This window comes from Vibrio harveyi (genome assembly GCF_030060435.1).
Classification (GTDB): domain Bacteria; phylum Pseudomonadota; class Gammaproteobacteria; order Enterobacterales; family Vibrionaceae; genus Vibrio; species Vibrio harveyi.
Map to the genome: position 1 here is coordinate 2,569,443 of NZ_CP125875.1, position 19,932 is coordinate 2,589,374.

Below are 19,932 nucleotides of genomic sequence, written 5' to 3' on the forward strand. Positions count from 1 at the left end.
GCATATTTTCATCGCCTTAATCAACTTGCTTGATTTGTAGCTCTTTTGGTACTTCGAAGAACATGTTTTCTTCGCGACCAAGCACTTCATCTACGGCTTGCGCCCCAACCAACTCTTTGATGCGATCTAGGATTTGATTAACCAGCTCTTCAGGCGCAGATGCACCAGCAGTCACACCAACCTTGCCTTTACCTTCAAACCATTCAGGCTTAATGTCTTCAGGACAATCTGTTAGGTATCCTGGCGTACCTAGCTTTTCAGCGAGCTCTTTTAAACGCGTTGAGTTTGATGAATTCTTGGAACCTACCACGACCATCACATCTACGTCAGCAGAAAGCTCACGCACAGCATCTTGACGGTTTTGCGTCGCGTAACAGATGTCATCTTTACGAGGACCTTGAATGTCTGGGAATACACGGCGTAGCTCTTCAATTACGTCAGCGGTTTCATCAACAGACAGTGTCGTTTGACTCACGTAGTGTAGATCAGATGGATCCTTTACGATCGCTTTTAGCTTCTCAACATCCGCAGGTGTTTCCACAAGGTACATACCGCCTGTATCACTTGAATACTGACCCATTGTGCCTTCCACCTCTGGATGACCAGCGTGACCGATCAATACCACTTCCATATTGCGACGGCTTGCACGTGCAACTTCCATATGTACTTTGGTTACCAGCGGACAGGTCGCATCAAACACTGTTAAATCACGAGACTTCGCTTCTTGGCGAACCGCTTGAGATACACCATGAGCGGAGAAAATCACAATGTTGTTGTCTGGCACTTCGTGCAGTTCTTCAACGAAGATAGCACCACGCTGTTTTAAACCTTCAACCACAAAGCGGTTGTGCACTACTTCATGTCGAACATAGATAGGTGGCTGATACATCTCTAGCGCACGTTCTACGATGCTAATCGCGCGGTCAACACCAGCACAGAAACCACGTGGGTTAGCTAACAGGATTTTCATTTCATTGCTCATGGAAGTTATCTTTTATTTGGTTCGCTATTCTACTGACAAAATTTCGACTTCGAAAGTCACGTCTTGTCCCGCGAGTGGATGGTTGAAGTCCACTGTTACTGAGTCGCCAGCAATCTCAGTAATGATGCCTGGGATTTCCATACCATCGGGACCACTGAACGCCATAATAGTGCCGACTTCAACTTCCGCTTCGCCCACAAATTTAGTGCGATCCATATGGTGGATATGGTCTGGATTCGGCATGCCAAAAGCGTCAGCCGCTTTTAGTTCAATTGCCTTTTGTTCACCTACTTGCAAGCCTAATAGGCACTGCTCAAAGTTCTCACTTAAGCTGCCGTCGCCCATCACGAACTTAGCAGGCTTGCCCATGTTATGTGTGCTGTCCGCTACAGAGCCATCTTGCATTTTGATGGTGAAATGCAGTGTTACTGCTGAATCTTGATTTATTGTTGTCACGTTACTGCTTCCTTGTTCTTGGGTTTTCCAGCGCTCTATATGATCACTCACCGTGATTACTTTTATTGTACGAAGATACGCGGATTGCGCTCCAACATAATAAAAAGCGTCATCCGAATCAACGGATGACGCTTAGGGTTATTCGATATATCGCAAAAGATTACTTGTCAGCGTCCTTTTTGCGGAAGCCATCAAGAATGATCATTGCCGCACCAATACAGATAGTTGTATCTGCAAGGTTGAATGCTGGCCAATGGTAGTTACCCCAGAAGAAGTCTAGGTAATCAACAACAAAGCCATGAACAACACGGTCAAACACGTTGCCCACTGCACCACCAATAATCAGTGCGTAAGCGATGTTGTTCCATTTTTCTTTCGCTGGAAGCTTGCTCATCCAGTAGGTCAAAAGACCTGTAACAACAAACGCGATACCTGTGAACAACCAGCGCTGCCAACCCGCTTGATCGCTCAAGAAGCTGAATGCTGCACCGTAGTTATGAACATAAAGTAGGTTGAAGAATGGCAGCACCTCAATTCGGTTTGCCCATCCATAGCCCATGTTGTCCATCACCACCAATTTGATGCCAATATCTGCAATAAATACCAGAATTGCTAACCACAGCCAGCGAACTCCAGATTGCTTTAACGTCAGTGCTTTTTCACTCATTACTTTACCTACAAACAGCCCCAGTAAATACTGGGGCTGTTAATTTTAAAAAAAGTTCAGTTGTACTGGGTAATTACGCGAATTTACGTACTTCACCTTCGCCGTCAACGTTAGACACACAACGACCACAGATCTTCTCGTGACCTTCGATTGTGCCTACGTCTGGCGTGTGGTGCCAACAACGGTCACACTTCTCGCCTTCAGCGGCTGCCACTTCAACAAACAAGCCTTCGATATCTGTCGCTTGTGCTGCATCAGTCTTCTCACTTAGAGACTTAACTTTCGCAGCAGAAGTTAGTAGAACAAAGCGCAGTTCATCTTCTAGTTTGTTGATTTTCGCCGCTAGAGCGTCATCAGCAAATAGCGTCACTTCAGCTTGTAGTGCACCACCGATGGTTTTCTCTTTACGCGCATCTTCTAGAAGTTTGTTTACTGCACCACGAACCGCTTGGATCTCAGTCCAAAATTCGTTGTTCAGCTCTTCACCTTCAGCAAGACCGAATAGGCCATCGAACCACTCACCAGTGAATACGAACTTGTCGCGCTCGCCTGGCATTTCGTTCCAGATTTCATCTGCAGTGAACGACATGATTGGCGCCATCCAACGAACGAGCGCTTCTACGATGTAGTAAAGTGCAGTCTGACAGCTACGTTGAGCGTTACCGCCACGTTTTGCTGTGTACTGACGGTCTTTAATTACGTCTAGGTAGAAAGAACCCATTTCGATTGAACAGAATTGCATTAGACGCTGAGTCACACCGTGTGTGTTGTACTCTTCGTACGCTTTAACAATCTCTTCTTGTGCTGCTAGCGCACGACCAACTGCCCAGCGATCTAGCGCAACCATCTCTTCAACAGGAACGATGTCTGTTTCTGGGTTGAAGCCGCTCAGGTTAGCTAGGAAGAAACGCGCTGTGTTACGGATACGACGGTACGCATCTGCGCTGCGTTTTAGGATTTCATCAGAAACCGCAACTTCACCAGTGTAGTCAGTAGATGCAACCCATAGGCGAAGAATGTCAGCACCTAGCTTGTTCGTTACGTCTTTTGGCGCAACCACGTTACCGATAGATTTAGACATCTTACGACCGTGACCATCAACCACGAAACCGTGTGTCAGAACTTGCTTGTATGGTGCTTCGTCTTTCATCGCGATAGATGAAATTAGCGAAGACTGGAACCAACCACGGTGTTGGTCAGAACCTTCTAGGTATAGGTCTGCACTGTTGCCGTTGTACTCTTCACGAGCATCAACAACAGAGAAGTGTGTTACACCAGAATCGAACCATACGTCTAGCGTATCTAGTACTTTTTCGTACTGGTCAGCGTCAGCACCTAGTAGTTCTGCTGAATCAACATCCCACCACGCTTGAATGCCTTTCTCTTCAACCAACAGAGCAACCTTCTCGATAAGCTCTAGTGTGTTTGGATGAAGTTCTGCTGTTTCTTTGTGAACGAACAGAGCAATTGGCACACCCCAAGTACGTTGACGAGAGATACACCACTCTGGGCGACCTTCGATCATACCTTCGATGCGGCTTTGACCCCATTCAGGCATCCACTCTACGTTCTTGATTGACTCTAGTGCTTTAGCACGTAGGCAAGCTTGGTCCATAGATACGAACCATTGAGGCGTAGCACGGAAGATGATTGGAGTCTTATGACGCCAACAGTGTGGGTAGCTGTGCTCGTAAGCGTGGTGGTGTAGTAGTGCACCTTTTTCTTTCAGTACTTCTACTACTGCATCGTTCGCTTTAAATACGTGCTGACCAGCAAATAGCTCAGTGTCCGGTAGGTAAACGCCGTTTGAACCAACTGGGTTTGCTACTTCTAGGTTGTACTTGTTACCAACCGCGAAGTCTTCTTGACCGTGACCAGGAGCAGTGTGAACAACACCAGTACCTGAATCAGTTGTAACGTGATCACCAAGGATCGCCGGTACTGTGAAATCGTAGAATGGGTGTTGGAACTGAGAAAGCTCTAGATCCGTACCTTTTGCAAAGCCTAGGTTGTGGAAGTGCTCGATACCAGCACGATCCATTACGTCTTTCGCTAGCTCAGCAGCAACGATAATACGCTCAGCGTTGTCGCCTTCTGTTTGGATAAGTACGTATTCTAGATCATCACGTAGACATACTGCGCGGTTTGCAGGCAGCGTCCAAGGCGTTGTTGTCCAGATAACGATAGACACGTCACCTTGACCTTCATGACCTTCTGTCAGTTCAAACTTAGATAGCAGTGCCGCTTCGTCAGCCGCTTTAAAACGAACGTCGATAGATGGCGATACTTTATCTTTGTACTCAACTTCTGCTTCAGCAAGAGCTGAACCACAGTCTGTACACCAGTGAACTGGTTTAAAACCTTTCAGTAGGTGACCTTTGCTTGCGATCTTACCAAGAGCACGAATGATGTTCGCTTCAGTTGCAAAATCCATAGTGCGGTATGGCTTGTCCCACTCACCCATGATACCAAGACGCTTGAAGCTCTCTTTCTGACCTTCAACCTGACCGGCCGCGTACTCACGACATTTCTCGCGGAACTCAGCAGCTGTCACTTTTTGTCCTGGTTTGCCAACTTTCTTCTCTACCATCAATTCGATTGGTAGACCGTGACAGTCCCAGCCTGGGATGTAAGGTGCGTCAAAACCTGAAAGTGTTTTGGATTTAATAATAATGTCTTTAAGAATCTTGTTTAGTGCGTGACCAATATGAATGTCACCGTTCGCGTAAGGAGGGCCATCGTGCAGTACGAATGACTTTTTGCCTTTCTTAGCTTTACGGATTTCACCGTAAAGATCTTCTTTGTACCAACGCTTAAGCATTTCTGGCTCACGATTGGCCAGGTTGCCGCGCATTGGAAACCCTGTTTCAGGTAAGTTCAGGGTATCTTTATACTCACTCATCGATTCTTAATTCCGTTATATTGGGCGAAAATTAGACATTATGTTGCACGGTGGAATAAACCGCTCAACGCTTAAGCTGACGCAGCCACACCCTTGCTGCTTCAGCATCCAATTCGATTTGTTGTTTAAGTGCTTCAAACGACTCAAACTTTTGCTCATCTCGAAGTTTGTGCAAAAGTTCCACTTCTAGCTGCTTGCCATATAAATTAGCGTGAAAGTCGAATAAGTGTACTTCTAACTGCTGGCGAACACCATTTACTGTTGGTCGTTGACCAATATTAGCGACACCGCCAACTGGCTTATCTCCTAAGCCAAGCGCTTGAACAACATAAACTCCGGAAACCGGAGAAACACAGCGTTTCAAAGGAATATTTGCAGTAGGGAACCCAATGGTTCGACCTAGCTTTCTTCCATGAGAAACACGACCGCTGATGCTGTAATCTCTTCCCAGCATCTCTTGCGCGGAATGCAAATCATCACGAGCCAGCGCTTTACGAATAGCCGTGCTACTCACTCGCAATTGCTGTAAACAAAAGCTTTGGGTACTCACGACTTCAAAGCCGTACTTTTTCCCCGCTTCTTGTAACATTGCAAAGTTTCCTGTTCGACCTTTGCCGAAACAGAAATCATCACCAATGACAAGAAACTTAACACCCAATCGACCAACCAACAAGTCACGGATAAACTCTTCCGCCGTTAGGTCAGCAAAATGACGATTGAAGTTAACACACAGCAGACGATCGATGTCGAGCTTACTCAGCTGAACAAACTTATCACGCAGTCGCGTTAACCTCGCAGGTGCCTTATCTCGAGCAAACAGCTCCATCGGCTGAGGTTCAAAGGTCATCACAACCGAAGGTAACGAAAGTTTCTCCGCTTGTTCAGACACTTGCTGCAATACTTGTTGATGACCTCTATGCACGCCATCGAAATTGCCAATAGTCAGCACGCACCCATGATGGTGCGACTTGATATTGTGAATGCCTCTAATCAGTTCCATTGGATACTGCTTTATGCCTCTGTTTTTACTTTGCACTGTGTGAAACTGACGGATTATATACCAATCAACCTTATTCTGTCCCAGCTTTTAGGTCTTTTAAACGTACACCGAGTAAAAACACGACGGCTAGGTAAACACCTGCACCAAGCGCAATCAGCATTCCTAATACGCCACTGCGATGAGCAAAGCTCCAATCTAACCATACCGACATGTCTTCTAGCTGCCACAAAATAGCCGCAACCATCGCAGCTCCCGCGATCATCAAACGTATAATAAAGAGGACTGTACGTTTGGTCACTTGGTACACACCTGCGATATGGAGACCACGGTAGAGTAATGCCATATTTACAAAAGCAGAGAGCGCAGTCGCGATAGCCAGACCAACATAGCCATAGAAATAAGCAAAGATCGCATTGAATACCATGTTAGTTAGCATCGCAATGATGCCGTATTTCACTGGCGTTTTCGTGTCTTGACGAGAGTAGTAACCCGGAGCAAGAACTTTGATCAGCATAAAGTTAAGCAAGCCAGAAGCATACGCTAATAAAGAGAGAGAAGCTTGATGCACATCCTGCGGAGAAAACTCACCACGCATAAACAGCACCATTAACATCGGCTTCGCCAGTACCATTAAACCAAGCATTGCTGGGATACCCAGTAAGGTCACCATACGAATGCCCCAATCCATGGTGTGTGCAAAGCCTTCACTGTGAGCATCTACGTGCTTACGTGATAACGCGGGGAGAATCACCGTCGCTATCGCAATACCAAACAGGCCTAACGGGAATTCCAACAATCGATCGGAATAGTACAACCAACTGATTGAACCGGTTTGTAGAAAACTGGCAATAAAAGTGTCAAACAGTAGATTAATTTGGCTTACAGACACACCAAATAAAGCAGGAATCATCAAGGTACGGATCTTCACCACACCCGGATCGTGCCAACCCCATTTTGGCTTGACCATAACTCCCGCTTTAATAAGGAAAGGGATTTGAAATAAGAACTGAACCAACCCACCAAGAAAAACACCAATGGCAAGACCAATCTCTGGTTGTGACATCTGCGGAGAGATAAACCACGCAGCCAAAATGATCATCACATTGAGGAAGACGGGAGTAAAAGAAGAAACCGCAAACTTACCTAGTGTATTGAGAATGGCTCCCGATAAGGCAACAAAAGTGATGAACCATAAATAAGGAAAGGTAATCTTGAGCATTACGCTGGCAAGTTCAAACTTCTCAGCCGCGGGACCACCATGCATCCAGTCTAAAAACCAACCAAAACCAAATAAAGCAGTCACGACGCCAGAGCCAAGAACACCAAGGATGGTAACAATAGAGACAATCACACCCAATGTACCAGCAGCACGAGCAATCAACTCACGAGTTTTGTCCATGTCCCCTTGTGCGTGACTTTCAGTTAATACAGGAACGAAAGCTTGAGAAAATGCGCCTTCAGCAAACAAACGGCGTAAGAAATTAGGAATTTTATTGGCAAAGAAGAAGACGTCGGCACTCGCGCCTGCCCCCATCAAGTTTGCTACTACTACATCACGAACTAAACCTAGGACGCGCGAAATTAATGTCATGGCACTGACGATCATGCCAGACTTGAGCAGTCGTTTACTCACTGTAACCTCGGAATATCACCAAAAGATAGCCAACCCTATTCCTCTAAGCCTTTGAAAGCTACAAATGGGCGTTAAAAATATATCCGGTTATTGTTAGATCTAAGCGGATAATTATTAGCAATGGTCTAAAAATGCTGTTAGAATCCCCGCCATCTTAACCGCGATAACCTTTCTTACCAAAACTTGTTTTGGCTTCGATGGGTTTTTGCACAAATCATTTGACATTTAGGCGCAAATGAGGGATAGTCCTCGCCCTTAAATTGTCACAGAACTAAGTTTTTGGGAGTTAGACCCTTGGCAAATAGTAAATCTGCTAAGAAGCGCGCTATCCAAGCTGAGAAACGTCGTCAGCACAATGCTAGCCGTCGCTCAATGATGCGTACTTACATGAAGAAAACTGTTGCTGCTATCGAAGCAGGCGACAAAGAAGCTGCAACTGCTGCATTCGCTGCAGTTACACCTATCCTAGACCGTATGGCGACTAAAGGCCTTATTCACAAGAATAAAGCAGCTCGTCATAAGTCTCGTTTCACTGCACAAATCAAAGCTCTATAATAGAGAATTGATTCTACAGTGAAGAAAAAACCGGCTAACGCCGGTTTTTTTATACCTAAAATTCAGCAAAGCTCGAATTCAAGACAATAAAAAAGCTGGCACTGCCAGCTTTTCTAATTTGTGACCTGTCATCACGCGGTTGCTTCTGCACAATAAAGACCATGAAGTGTTTGAATTAGCGCTTTCACTTCATCGCTCTTCAATGTGTAGTAGACCGTTTGCGCTTCTTTTCTTGTCGCAACTAACTCATCACGACGAAGCCACGCTAAGTGTTGAGACAATGCCGACTGGCTCAACTCTAGTTTTGCGCAAAGTTCCCCGACCGAAAGCTCTTGATTATGCAGCATGCAAAGGATTTGTAGGCGTCTCTCGTTTGCCATCGCCTTGAGCAGCACGACAGCCTTGGCGGAGTTTTTCTCCATTTCTTGTAGATTCATGCGTTGGACCTCTAGCTACAACTTACTTTTCCCAACCCTGGCCAGTTTGTTGTGTGTTACAGAATTTTATAATTTCGAGTTATAATTTTATCGATAGTAATCTATTTAATTGAGCAACGGAACGTGTTCATTCAAACATTTGGCTAAAATCTGCATCACATACGTTCTTAACCGCTGGATGTTGTATCATTCGTTCCGCAAAAATGACGTAGTACTCTTCTTTTAAGTCTTCAACGTGACCAATCAGTTGTAAGTTTCGGTCATCTTCAATCTCCGACATATAAACTGTTGGAGCCAAAAAGATCACATCATCGCGGTAGCGTGCAAAAGCTTTCATGAGTGCCACATCGTCAAACTCACCCAATACATCCGGTTGTAAGCCTTGGCGATCAAACCACTGCAATACTTTACGACCCATTGCCGTTCGGCTTGCCGGGATCAACAACTTTTTCTTCTCTAAGACTTCAGGAAAGCTCACTCCTGCGATTTCAGACGAAGCAAAAAAGCTCATACTACTTTCACCCAACTTCTTACTGTACAGACCCGGGCTTTGTGTCGAATCTACTGGGCAATCGGAAAGGATCATATCGAGTTTATGTTGTGACAAGCGCTCCAACAGCAACTCGTGTGTTGATTCATAACAACGTAAATGAATGCTGTTGTCTTCAGGAACTGTCGTCATCAAGACTTTGCTGACAAGACGTTTAGAAAGCGCATCGGCGACGCCGACTTCGAAAAGGATATTAGAGTGTTGGCTATAGTTAACAATATCGAGCATTTCGTAGCTCAAACCAAACATACGGTCGGCATACTTAAAAACTAACTGCCCAAGTTCTGTTGGTTCAACTGTACGTCCATTCCGTTTGGTCAACTTCCCCTTCATACGGTCTTCAAGTGCTTTAATTTGTCCGGTAACCGTTTGAGGTGTCAGGAATAACGCATCTGCTGCTTTTGTTACCGAGCCTTGTTTACACACCATCCAGAAGTAATAAAGGTGGTTGTAGTTTAAATGTGACATAGCCAATCCCTATAAAGAAGATGACACTTTTTATATCAAATGTGACACCGACAAACAATAAGTTCGACAAAACCTACATAAAGCTACAAAACATATGGTTTTACCGAAAATATAAGATTCACACTGTCATAAAACTTGAAGCCAAACGCACTTTTTTGATCTTACCCAGAAATAAACCCGCCGATCTATAAGCAATAAATACCCTTAACAATCAACATCTTAATTTGATGTGAAATTTTCTTCACGGATAACTATCAAAAAGAATAATAAAAATCCTCTATAGAAACCTAACTGTAATATTACTGAAATATTTCATCTCTAACATCGCCCTCAGTTTCAACAACAGACCAAATAAACGAACTGAAAGGTCCACGGAGAAAATTATGATGAACCAAGCTACTTCTACAGCAGCACCAATCTCGAGCACGACTCGCTGGTTACGCTGGGCTAACTTGGCATTCATGTTGTATCTGCTTCTTCTAGCAGTATCTATGGTTGGTAGCGGCTTCAAATGGGCGACTGGCGATCAAGCTAAAGTACTCTTTGAATTTGCGTCTCACCCAGTCGCAGGTCTAATGATCGGTTTGGTGGCTACGGCACTGATCCAATCTTCCAGTACCGTAACTTCTATTATTGTAGGTTTGGTTGCAGGTGGTCTACCTGTAGAAACCGCTATCCCTATGGTAATGGGTGCGAACATCGGTACAACCGTAACAAATACACTGGTTTCGCTTGGTCACGTTCGTTGTAAAGACGAATTCAAACGTGCATTCGCAAGCGCAACAATCCACGATTTCTTCAACTTACTTGCAGTACTGATCTTCCTACCACTGGAAATGATGTTCGGCATCCTAGAGAAAATCTCTCACTGGTTGGTGTCACCATTACTAAACACAGGTGATATGAGTATGAAAGGCTTTGATTTCATCAAGCCAATCACGAAACCAGTAGTAAGTGCAATCAAAGAGCCACTAGCAACATTTGGCGACACTATGGGTGGCGTAGCGCTAATCGCTCTAGGTATCGGTACTATCTTCGTAGCTATCACTGTTATGGGTAAGCTAATGAAGAGCCTAATGGTTGGTCGTGCACGTGACATCCTTAAGAACGCAATCGGTCGTGGTCCTATCCACGGTATCGTATCTGGCTCGGTAGTAACTGTTCTTGTTCAGTCTTCTTCTACGACAACAAGTCTAATGGTTCCACTTGTAGGCTCAGGTGTTCTAAAAGTACGTGACATCTACCCGTTCACTCTTGGTGCAAACATTGGTACATGTATCACGGCTCTACTAGCAGCAACAGCGGTATCTGGCGAGTTCGCAGTATTCGCACTACAAATTGCACTAGTACACCTAACGTTCAACATTCTGGCGACACTGTTCATCTTCGGTATCCCGTTCCTACGTGAGATTCCAGTGAAATGTGCAGAAGTGATTTCAGAAATGGCGATTAAGAACAAAGCAGTTGTAGCAGGTTACCTACTAGCAGTATTCATCGTGTTACCAGGTTCTATCCTTGCTCTGACAGCATAATAATAAGATTACCATCGCTTATTTAGGCTCCACTTCGGTGGAGCCTTTTTTCGTTTTGGGGAAGCAAGAAGCGCTCTCATTTCTTAATCACGCAGTAAACTGTGGTAAAAGAGATTCCCGACGACGTACCTTCGTCGCTTTCGGGAATGACACCGTTTGATTTCAGAGTGATTGAACGTCATCCTCAAGAGCGCGGCACGAGCGAGTTGGGGATCTTTTATTCCCTCTCACGTCTCGAAGCGAAGCGTTCCTCAGGGCAAAGTCCGCTCTCGAAGCGCAGCGTTCTATAGGGTGAAGCCCGTTCCCTTCTTTCCCTACCCTTCAGGCGTAAAAAAGCCGCCATGCAGGCGGCTTAGAAAACTCAACATACTCGTTAAACTGAGAACGGGTACTGAATTGGATCGTGATGCTCGTAACCTTCTACCCAGAAGTCATCTAGGGTTACCCATGTTTCTAAATCTTCTAGCGATTTAATTTCTGGGTTGATGTGGAAAGTTGCGGCTTTTAGTGGCTCACGTTTCAACTGAATGTCACGCATTGGTGCAAGCTGATCTTCGTAGATGTGTGCGTTAACAATCTTGTGGTATGCCTGACCAGGTTTCTTGCCCGTGATTTGCGCCATGATTGCCAAGAACACATACACTTGAACCATATTGAAATTCAGACCTAGCGGGACATCACAAGAGCGTTGCGTGCTGTTTAAGTAGAGCGTGTCACCTAACAGTGAGAAGTGGTGGCTGTACATACATGGACGCAAACAACCCATGTGGAATTCACCCGGGTTGTAGAAGTTTAGGATTTCACCACGGTCATCAACACCACGCGTTAAATCATCCACAATCTTACGCAGTTGGTCGATATGACCGCCATCTGGCTTCGCCCATGAACGACCTTGAACGCCATATACACGTCCCATGTCATCTTCACCTTTGCGGAACGGGTTGTTTAGCCATGCTTCATTTAGGTTTGCGTTCGCATCCCACGTTTTCGTACCTAGCTTACGGAAATCTTCTGCGTTGTCGTAGCCACGAATGTAGCCAAGTAGCTCAGCAACTGCCGCTTTCCAAAAGCTCTTACGTGTCGTAACTAATGGGAATTGGTTGTTGGCAACATCGTAGGTCAAGTCTGCGTTGATCACCGTTAGGCAGCGTTTGCCTGTGCGCTCGTTTTCAACCCAAGTGCCTTGGTCAACGATACGCTGACACAAATCTAAATACTGTTTCACACCAATTCCTTACTTCGTTTCTGCTTGGACTTTGTCTTGGTAAAGACCACGTTTGTACGCCCAAACCATCATAAGAACACCCAGAATGATCATCGGTGACGATAGGATTTGTCCCATCGAAATGTAACCACCAAATAGACCAAGCTGTGCATCCGGTTCGCGAACAAACTCAACTAGGAAACGGAATGTACCATATCCAGCTAAAAATAGCCCTGATACCGCACCTAAAGGACGAGGCTTTTTGATGAACCAGTTGAGAATGAAGAACAGCACAATGCCCTCTAGGAACATCTCATAAAGCTGAGATGGGTGACGAGGCAGTGGGCCACCATTCGGGAAGATGATCGCCCATGGCACATCTGTTACGCGTCCCCAAAGTTCACTGTTCATGAAGTTACCCATACGCCCCATGCCAAGACCAAACGGCACGAGCGGAGCCACAAAGTCAGCCACACCGAAGAAAGTTCGACCATTCTTATGTGCGTACCAGAACATTGCCGTGATAACACCTAACAAACCACCGTGGAATGACATGCCGCCAGTCCAAACTTTAAATAGGTATAGGGGGTCTGCTAAGAACAAATCAAAGTTGTAGAAGATAACGTAGCCAACTCGACCACCAATCACTACCCCAAGGAAACCAGCGAACAACAAGTCTGAAACTTGTTCACGCGTCCAACCACTACCCGGTTTATCTGCGCGACGATTTGCCAACCATAGTGCGAACATAAAGCCGACTAGGTACATCAAACCGTACCAACGAACAGAAACAGGACCAATAGAGACTAAAACCGGATCAATATTGGGAAATTCTAAGTATCCCTGAGACATAACTCATTCTCTTCTTATTACTAATAAAACAGGTGGACTTTACAGCAGCATGGTCGCTGCAACAAACATCAAGAACACAGCAAAGATCTTTTTTAAGACTGCCGTAGGAAGGTTGGTTGCCATTTTAGCGCCGACTTTCGTCGTGAGCATCGACGTCATCGCTATCGCCGCTAAAGCTGGTAAGTAAACATAGCCAATACTGTAGTCAGGTAACCCCTCAACTTTGTAGCCATGCAAGATAAATCCAATCATGCCTGAAATCGCAATGACACAACCGCATACCGATGAGGAGCCAACCGCTTTGCGCATTTCAATGCCATGCTTGTTTAAGAAAGGCACCGACAGAGAACCACCGCCAATACCAGCAAGACTAGAGACTACACCAATTCCCGTTCCGTACATCATAGTGACCGGACTACTCGGCATTGGCTTCTCACTTTTCGTCTTGATGGAGCGAAACATTTGTATTGCTAAGCACAGCACAATCACACCGAAGACTTTCGGTAGGTAATGAGTCGGGATCCATTCCGCGATATTAGCCCCAACAAAACCACCGATAACCACGCCAGGCATCAACCATTTGACGACAAACATATCGACATTTCCAAGCTTCAGGTGGTTCAGTGCAGAAGAACCTGACGTGACAATGATACTCGCCAATGACGTTGCTAATGCCATATGCATGCTCATTTCAGGAGAGATACCAGCAAGAGGAAGAAGGTATAGTAACGCAGGTACGACAATCAGCCCGCCTCCGATACCAAGAAGCCCCGCCATCACGCCTACAAAAGCGCCTAGCGCGAGCAATAATATAAATAAAGAGATGGTCACTGTTACCCTACTTCTTACCTGCACGAATAAAGCCGGCAAAGCCTTGCTGGATAAAGAAATCATGCATCATTTGATGGATTTCTTGCCCGTAAGAGCATGACATGGCTTTCTCGACGAGTTTTTCTAGTTCTTTTTGTTGGCTATGACGAATCAAATACTTCACCTTAGCCACGTTCGAGGTGTTCATACTCAAACTGTTGTAGCCTAAGCCCAACAGGAGCAGCGCACCAAATGGATCACCTGCTAGCTCACCACAAATACACACAGGTACTTGATACTGGAGGCAAACATCGTGAATTTGTTTTAACGCTAACAACACCGCCGGATGCATGGATTCATAGACATCCGCAACACGGGAATTGTTCCGATCAACTGCCAACAAATATTGCGTTAAGTCGTTTGTACCCACCGAAACAAAGTCAACACGATGAGCAATGGCCGGTAACAAGTACACCATTGATGGGACTTCTATCATCACCCCAACCTTTGGTGCTTGAATTCGCTCATCCAGCAACACGACTTCACTGTACGCTTGATTGATAAGCGTAATCGCGTCATCGAGCTCTTTTATTCCCGAAACCATAGGAAGCAAAATACTTAAGTTGCCGCTTTCAGCACTCGCCCTTAGCATCGCTCTCAGTTGGATCAAAAAGATATCCGGATGATCCAAAGTAAAACGAATACCGCGCCAGCCCAAGAACGGATTATCTTCATCAATCGGCAGATACGGCAATGGCTTATCACCACCAATGTCCAAGGTACGCATCACAACGCGCTGATTCGGATAACTATTAAGAATTGCTTGGTACTGATGATACTGCTCATCTTCAGAGGGAAAGTGATGCTGAAGTAAAAAAGCGATTTCTGTTCGATACAGACCAACACCATCGACACCTGAGTTGATCGCGATATTGCTATCGGCACTCAACCCCGCGTTAAGCATCACTTCAATGTGGCAATCGTCTTTTGTAATGGCTGGCAGTGCCAAGTCTTTGTTCACCATGGCGAACAGTTCAGACTCTTCACTCACAAGGCTACGATACTCGCGTAGAAGCTGCCTGTTAGGTTCTAAATAGATCTCACCAGTGTAACCATCCACAATCCCCTTCTTGCCATTCACGACACTGGTGTTAATGTTCGCGCCCATGATGGCAGGTACACCCAATGCCCTTGAAAGAATCGCCGCGTGAGAGTTCGCTGCACCTTCCAATGACACGACCGCTAAAAGGTGTTGTTTTGGAATCGACGCTAATAACGTGGCCGTCAGTTCATTGGCAACCAAGATCACCGGACGATCGATCGAGGCATGTTCTTGCTCGCTATTGTGCAAGAAATAGAGCAGGCGTTGTCCTAATTCACGAATATCTTGCGCACGTTCACGCAGGTACACATCCGACATACGTGCAAAGCGGTTCGAATAGGTCTCAACAACTTGTCGCAACGCCCAATCTGCTCGGTCGCCTTTCTCGATCTGCTTCTTCAGATCACCACGCAACATTGGATCGTTAAGTAAGTGGGTAAAAAGGTCGAAGATCGCCAAGGCATCTTTATTGATTTCGCTGTCGAACTTTTTCCGCATACGGCGAAAATCACTCAATGCCCTTTCTACTGCAACCGCTAAAAGTTCATGCTCACGCTCTTTATCTAACGCAGACGCAGGAAACACATCATTTAAGTTTGGTTGTGTATTATCAAACCAGAACTCACCAATCGCTACCCCAGTTGAAGCCGGTAGGCCTTTGATCACCGTAGGTTTGGAAGCAAGTTGCCAATGACCGAGGTTTTGCGCATGGGCAATGAGCACCGCAAGCTGTGCCGATAGGGTAACAAGGAAAGACTCTTCCATCTCACTGAACAAACGCGGTGTTTTCTGCTGGATAACCAACACGCCAAGTACTTGTTTGCGATGAATGATTGGCGTACCAAGGAAGGAGTGGTAAACCTGCTCGCCTAATTGAGGGAAGAATTTGAAATCAGGGTGAGTGGAAGCTTCTGCTAAGTTAAGTGGCTCTGCACTGCGCTTCACCAAACCAACCAAGCCTTCATTGAAGTTGATATGGATGCTATCGCCTTCAAAAATAAGGCCTTGAGTTGCCATTAACTCAAGGCGCTGCATTTCTTCGTTAGCAAGATAGATAGTACAACATTCAGTGCATAGGGCGGCACAAGTCTCTTTTACCAATATATCGAGTGCCAGATGCACATCATCGACTCTGGAGACTTTCTCAACTATTTCCCTTAGCTGACTGAGCATGTTAACCCTCTATCTACGTTGCTTTTTTCTTTTCCCTTTCGTCTTACGCTCTCGAAAAGGCATGGCTAAAGATGCAAACTCTTTCATTGCTCGACGGTATACGTCACGCTTGAAAGAAACAACTTGCCTAACTGGATACCAGTAGCTTACCCAGCGCCAACCATCAAATTCAGGGGATTTCCCGCGCTGCATATTGATGCGAGACTCATCGCACTCTAATCGCAGCAGAAACCATTTCTGTTTTTGGCCGATACAAACAGGCTTGGAGTCCCAACGCACCAATCGCTTTGGTAGCTTATATCTTAACCAATGACGACTTGTAGCGATGATCTTAACGTCTTTTTTCGTCAGACCGACTTCTTCATATAACTCCCTGAACATGGCTTGTTCAGGTGTTTCACCTTCGTCAATCCCACCTTGTGGAAATTGCCATGAGTGTTGCCCGTATCGTTTAGCCCAGAAGACCTGACCATGGTTATTACATATCACAATACCAACATTGAGTCGGTAACCATCGCCATCTATCACTGGCTAACCTCTATGAATAATTTTTTATTACCGTGATTTTTCCACATATCCCCATTACTAGCAAACTTACTGATGTGATATGAGCAAGATTTATTACCTTTCGCCCCGTTTTGGATATCTTTTGAACAGACATTATTTTATCAACACAAGTTTGAGACATAGCCCACATTTATTCACCTTTTCTGTGAATAACTTTGTGAAGAAAACGCTATCAACAAAGAATTTTGTTCAAAACCATTATTGTCGACATTTATAAAGGCTCAACCAAAAATAGATAACTAAATGATTAAAAAGGAATAAAAAGCAATATTGATGATTTATTGATCTTATTTGCCTTGATGATCTTTTCATCAAACACAGATCGGTCAAAGATCGCACAATCGGTTATTTATCCACATTCGACAGGTAGGACTTCATGGCATCTCAATAAAAGCAAGTCTCAATCGCTACCTAAACCCCTGTTTATTCATCCAGCTCAGCTAGAGATCCTATTGGTCACTTCCTAATCTGTGGATAAGTTATGAATTGATCATTCTTAATCCAGCTCGATGAAATCTTAGACAGAGGATTTTATTCAAATTTGTTAGACTAGATGTTTTCCAATACCACCTTGTCATTATGAAACCAGAACCACAATCCGAAGCTGAACTGATGGAACGCGCGCACGACATTGCTGGCTTAAGCTTTGCTGAGCTTGCCGAAGAGGCTGGCATGACCGTTCCAGAGAACTTGAAACGCGACAAAGGTTGGGTTGGTCAATTGCTTGAATGGCATTTGGGTGCGCCTGCGGGTAGTAAGCCGCAACAAGATTTCGCTAAACTTGGGATCGAACTAAAAAGCATTCCGATCAGTTATTCTGGTAAGCCATTAGAAACCACTTTTGTCTCTGTAGCACCATTGACTGGTGTACAAGGCTTAACATGGGAAACCAGTCACGTACGCAACAAACTTTCCCGCGTACTTTGGGTTCCCGTGGAAGGCGAGCGCGAAATTCCTTTAGCAGAGCGACGAGTTGGCAGTCCATTGATTTGGTCACCAGACCAGGAAGAGGAGCTAGTCCTAAAAAACGATTGGGAAGAGCTGATGGAAATGATCGTGTTAGGTAAGTTTGATCAAATTTCCGCCAGACACGGAGCGGCACTGCACTTACGACCGAAAGCTGCAAACGCAAAAGCTTTAACAGAAGCATACAGTTCAAATGGTAAACCGATCAAAACCCTGCCTCGCGGATTCTACCTCAGAACACAGTTTACTGAGCAGATCCTAATGAAGCACTATATCAACGCTCAATCCGAGTAACTAGGTTCTGTTGGTCTTTTGCGATTCATTTCTACAGCGTTATCGGCTTCTCATGTAGGCTAGCTACGCTTCAAAGCCTTTGTCTTGTAGAAATTTCCCACAAAGTGCGGCAAAAATCAGCTCAAAAGATCAACAGCCCCTAATGCGTTACCAGTGACAATTCAATATCACAATATGAAGCTGCGCCATCGCTACCAAATTCATCGTACGCGTTGTGCAGTCTTAAATAAGCTTTATCAATCCCCAACCTAAGCAGTTCTTCTTTCACCAAGTCTAACGATCCAAAGTGAATCGGATCTTCGCCATCTTTGATCGGCTCAAGTTGGTGTTTGTACTCCACTGCTAATAGATAGTCAGAGACATCAGAACAACCTATCACAAAGACCTTCGGTGTTTTGTAGGAGTCTTTGTGGTGGCCATGCAACCACATGTCGAGTTGATGCTTCTGCATAATGCACCTCCTTCACAAGATCTTTTAAGTCTAGTTACCGTATTGATAACTTTCGAGTTAACTACAAAGCGAAAGTTAAATCATTTGCGACAGCGACTAAAAATCCCCTATATTGGAATGACTTATTCAGTCGGTAATTCTTCAAGGACGTGAAATGCAATATACAAAACTACCGCACTCATCACTCGAGATCAGTAAGATCTGCCTTGGCACTATGACGTTTGGTGAGCAAAACACCGAACAAGAAGCGTTTCAACAACTCGACTTCGCCCTCGACCGTGGCGTGAACTTTATTGATACTGCAGAGATGTATCCCGTTCCACCAAAAGCAGAAACACAAGGACTCACTGAGCAATATATTGGAAATTGGTTAGCGAAAAGTGGCAAGCGCGAAAAAGTGGTATTGGCAACGAAAGTCGCTGGTCCACGCAACGTGCCTTATATTCGAGAGAACATGAGTCTGAATCGTCGCCATATTCATACCGCTATCGATGACAGTCTCAAGCGTCTACAAACCGATTATGTCGATCTATACCAATTGCACTGGCCACAACGCCAAACCAACTGCTTTGGTCAACTCAACTACCCTTACCCAGATAAGCAAGAAGAAGTCACACTGATCGAAACACTTGAAGCACTGACCGAACTAGTTAAAGCAGGCAAGGTACGTTACATAGGTGTATCGAACGAAACCCCATGGGGTGTGATGTCACTGCTGCGTTTAGCAGAAAAACACGATCTGCCTAGAATAGTTTCAATCCAAAACCCATATAACTTGTTGAACCGCAGCTTTGAAGTTGGTTTGTCTGAAATCAGCCATTATGAAGGTGTTCAGCTACTTGCTTACTCACCTCTAGCCTTTGGTTGTTTAAGCGGTAAATACCTCAACGATGCGAAGCCAGAAGGTGCCCGATGCACTATTTGGGAACGCTTTGCTCGTTACTTCACTCCACAAGGCGTGAAAGCAACAGAAGCATACGTCAATCTAGCTCGTGACCATGGTTTGGATCCTTCGCAAATGGCACTTGCCTTCGTCAATCAGCGACCATTTGTGGGTTCTAATATTATTGGCGCTACTAACCTAGAACAACTTAAATCCAATATCGACAGTATCGATGTTCACCTCAGTGAAGCATTACTCAATGACATCCAAGCAATTGGCACCACTTACTCAAACCCTTGTCCGTAAGACTTCATGTTGACGTGACCAACACACTAAAGTAACGGACACTAAAAACAAAACGGGCTGACCATAATGGTCAGCCTGTTTTGTTTCTATCAAGCCCAAATTGAACCAAGTACATTAAGGAAAGTTCAATTTGGGCTTTTGA

18 protein-coding genes are annotated in these 19,932 nt (G+C 45.1%); 4 read left to right on the plus strand and 14 right to left on the minus strand.

Annotated features, from left to right (window positions below; all coding sequences use genetic code 11):
- Positions 1-16 precede the first annotated feature (16 nt).
- The 6 genes from ispH to murJ all read right to left on the minus strand — a co-directional run bounded on the left by ispH (position 17) and on the right by murJ (position 7,640).
- The gene (ispH, locus tag QMY49_RS12205; protein ID WP_017190109.1) at positions 17-982 is read right to left on the minus strand and encodes a 4-hydroxy-3-methylbut-2-enyl diphosphate reductase; all 966 of its coding nucleotides are present in this window, start codon (positions 980-982) and stop codon (positions 17-19) included.
- Between the two features lie 24 nt (positions 983-1,006).
- Positions 1,007-1,438: an FKBP-type peptidyl-prolyl cis-trans isomerase gene (gene fkpB / locus QMY49_RS12210; RefSeq protein WP_005447933.1), complete on the minus strand. Its 432-nt coding sequence runs from the start codon at positions 1,436-1,438 to the stop codon at positions 1,007-1,009.
- A 160-nt stretch (positions 1,439-1,598) separates the two neighbouring features.
- The gene (lspA, locus tag QMY49_RS12215) at positions 1,599-2,105 is read right to left on the minus strand and encodes a signal peptidase II (RefSeq protein ID WP_005440576.1); all 507 of its coding nucleotides are present in this window, start codon (positions 2,103-2,105) and stop codon (positions 1,599-1,601) included.
- A gap of 73 nt (positions 2,106-2,178) precedes the next feature.
- Positions 2,179-5,007 (minus strand): isoleucine--tRNA ligase, encoded by a 2,829-nt coding sequence (gene ileS / locus QMY49_RS12220; protein ID WP_050938492.1) that lies wholly within the window; start codon positions 5,005-5,007, stop codon positions 2,179-2,181.
- 64 nt (positions 5,008-5,071) lie between these two features.
- A complete protein-coding gene (gene ribF / locus QMY49_RS12225; protein WP_005447930.1) occupies positions 5,072-6,007 on the minus strand; it encodes a bifunctional riboflavin kinase/FAD synthetase in 936 nt (311 codons plus the stop codon).
- Positions 6,008-6,077: 70 nt separating this feature from the next.
- Positions 6,078-7,640, minus strand: a complete 1,563-nt coding sequence (gene murJ, locus QMY49_RS12230; RefSeq protein ID WP_045490847.1) for a murein biosynthesis integral membrane protein MurJ — start codon at positions 7,638-7,640, stop codon at positions 6,078-6,080.
- A gap of 294 nt (positions 7,641-7,934) precedes the next feature.
- On the opposite strand from murJ, the gene rpsT reads away from it, so the two are divergent.
- On the plus strand, positions 7,935-8,195 hold the full coding sequence (gene rpsT, locus QMY49_RS12235; RefSeq protein WP_005447926.1) for a 30S ribosomal protein S20: 261 nt from the start codon (positions 7,935-7,937) through the stop codon (positions 8,193-8,195).
- A 131-nt stretch (positions 8,196-8,326) separates the two neighbouring features.
- On the opposite strand, the gene QMY49_RS12240 is transcribed toward rpsT, so the two are convergent.
- Complete coding sequence (locus tag QMY49_RS12240; protein WP_005447923.1) at positions 8,327-8,632, minus strand: ArsR/SmtB family transcription factor; 306 nt, start codon at positions 8,630-8,632, stop codon at positions 8,327-8,329.
- A gap of 127 nt (positions 8,633-8,759) precedes the next feature.
- Positions 8,760-9,650, minus strand: coding sequence for a transcriptional activator NhaR (gene nhaR, locus QMY49_RS12245; RefSeq protein WP_005447920.1), 891 nt, complete (start codon positions 9,648-9,650; stop codon positions 8,760-8,762).
- Between the two features lie 386 nt (positions 9,651-10,036).
- Here nhaR and QMY49_RS12250 point away from each other — a divergent pair, with 386 nt between their 5' ends.
- Complete coding sequence (locus QMY49_RS12250) at positions 10,037-11,182, plus strand: Na/Pi symporter (protein WP_026000321.1); 1,146 nt, start codon at positions 10,037-10,039, stop codon at positions 11,180-11,182.
- A 373-nt stretch (positions 11,183-11,555) separates the two neighbouring features.
- Here the strand turns inward: QMY49_RS12250 and QMY49_RS12255 are convergent, their stop codons facing one another.
- From QMY49_RS12255 to rppH, 5 genes are read right to left on the minus strand one after another with little or no spacing between them, the layout of a single operon-like run.
- Positions 11,556-12,407, minus strand: a complete 852-nt coding sequence (locus QMY49_RS12255; protein ID WP_005434888.1) for a thymidylate synthase — start codon at positions 12,405-12,407, stop codon at positions 11,556-11,558.
- A gap of 9 nt (positions 12,408-12,416) precedes the next feature.
- A complete protein-coding gene (gene lgt, locus QMY49_RS12260) occupies positions 12,417-13,238 on the minus strand; it encodes a prolipoprotein diacylglyceryl transferase (RefSeq protein WP_005447915.1) in 822 nt (273 codons plus the stop codon).
- Between the two features lie 39 nt (positions 13,239-13,277).
- Entirely contained in the window at positions 13,278-14,069 is a 792-nt protein-coding gene (locus QMY49_RS12265; protein ID WP_005447912.1) for a sulfite exporter TauE/SafE family protein, read from the minus strand.
- A 7-nt stretch (positions 14,070-14,076) separates the two neighbouring features.
- Positions 14,077-16,323, minus strand: coding sequence for a phosphoenolpyruvate--protein phosphotransferase (gene ptsP, locus QMY49_RS12270; RefSeq protein ID WP_005447910.1), 2,247 nt, complete (start codon positions 16,321-16,323; stop codon positions 14,077-14,079).
- Between the two features lie 9 nt (positions 16,324-16,332).
- A complete protein-coding gene (gene rppH / locus QMY49_RS12275) occupies positions 16,333-16,851 on the minus strand; it encodes an RNA pyrophosphohydrolase (protein ID WP_005434895.1) in 519 nt (172 codons plus the stop codon).
- 618 nt (positions 16,852-17,469) lie between these two features.
- Here rppH and mutH point away from each other — a divergent pair.
- The gene (gene mutH, locus QMY49_RS12280) at positions 17,470-18,150 is read left to right on the plus strand and encodes a DNA mismatch repair endonuclease MutH (RefSeq protein ID WP_009697634.1); all 681 of its coding nucleotides are present in this window, start codon (positions 17,470-17,472) and stop codon (positions 18,148-18,150) included.
- Positions 18,151-18,289: 139 nt separating this feature from the next.
- Here mutH and QMY49_RS12285 read toward each other — a convergent pair whose 3' ends face one another.
- Entirely contained in the window at positions 18,290-18,601 is a 312-nt protein-coding gene (locus QMY49_RS12285) for a DUF6482 family protein (RefSeq protein WP_005447906.1), read from the minus strand.
- A 154-nt stretch (positions 18,602-18,755) separates the two neighbouring features.
- On the opposite strand from QMY49_RS12285, the gene QMY49_RS12290 reads away from it, so the two are divergent.
- The gene (locus tag QMY49_RS12290; protein ID WP_005447904.1) at positions 18,756-19,790 is read left to right on the plus strand and encodes an NADP(H)-dependent aldo-keto reductase; all 1,035 of its coding nucleotides are present in this window, start codon (positions 18,756-18,758) and stop codon (positions 19,788-19,790) included.
- The last annotated feature ends 142 nt before the right edge of the window (positions 19,791-19,932 follow it).

Bases quoted from the DNA above. Each gene is read 5' to 3' on its own strand.
- ispH (WP_017190109.1), bottom strand. From the start codon at position 982: ATGAGCAATGAAATGAAAATCCTGTTAGCTAACCCACGTGGTTTCTGT.
- lspA (WP_005440576.1), bottom strand. From the start codon at position 2,105: ATGAGTGAAAAAGCACTGACGTTAAAGCAATCTGGAGTTCGCTGGCTG.
- ileS (WP_050938492.1), bottom strand. From the start codon at position 5,007: ATGAGTGAGTATAAAGATACCCTGAACTTACCTGAAACAGGGTTTCCA.
- ribF (WP_005447930.1), bottom strand. From the start codon at position 6,007: ATGGAACTGATTAGAGGCATTCACAATATCAAGTCGCACCATCATGGG.
- QMY49_RS12240 (WP_005447923.1), bottom strand. From the start codon at position 8,632: ATGAATCTACAAGAAATGGAGAAAAACTCCGCCAAGGCTGTCGTGCTG.
- nhaR (WP_005447920.1), bottom strand. From the start codon at position 9,650: ATGTCACATTTAAACTACAACCACCTTTATTACTTCTGGATGGTGTGT.
- QMY49_RS12250 (WP_026000321.1), top strand. From the start codon at position 10,037: ATGAACCAAGCTACTTCTACAGCAGCACCAATCTCGAGCACGACTCGC.
- lgt (WP_005447915.1), bottom strand. From the start codon at position 13,238: ATGTCTCAGGGATACTTAGAATTTCCCAATATTGATCCGGTTTTAGTC.
- ptsP (WP_005447910.1), bottom strand. From the start codon at position 16,323: ATGCTCAGTCAGCTAAGGGAAATAGTTGAGAAAGTCTCCAGAGTCGAT.
- mutH (WP_009697634.1), top strand. From the start codon at position 17,470: ATGAAACCAGAACCACAATCCGAAGCTGAACTGATGGAACGCGCGCAC.
- QMY49_RS12285 (WP_005447906.1), bottom strand. From the start codon at position 18,601: ATGCAGAAGCATCAACTCGACATGTGGTTGCATGGCCACCACAAAGAC.
- QMY49_RS12290 (WP_005447904.1), top strand. From the start codon at position 18,756: ATGCAATATACAAAACTACCGCACTCATCACTCGAGATCAGTAAGATC.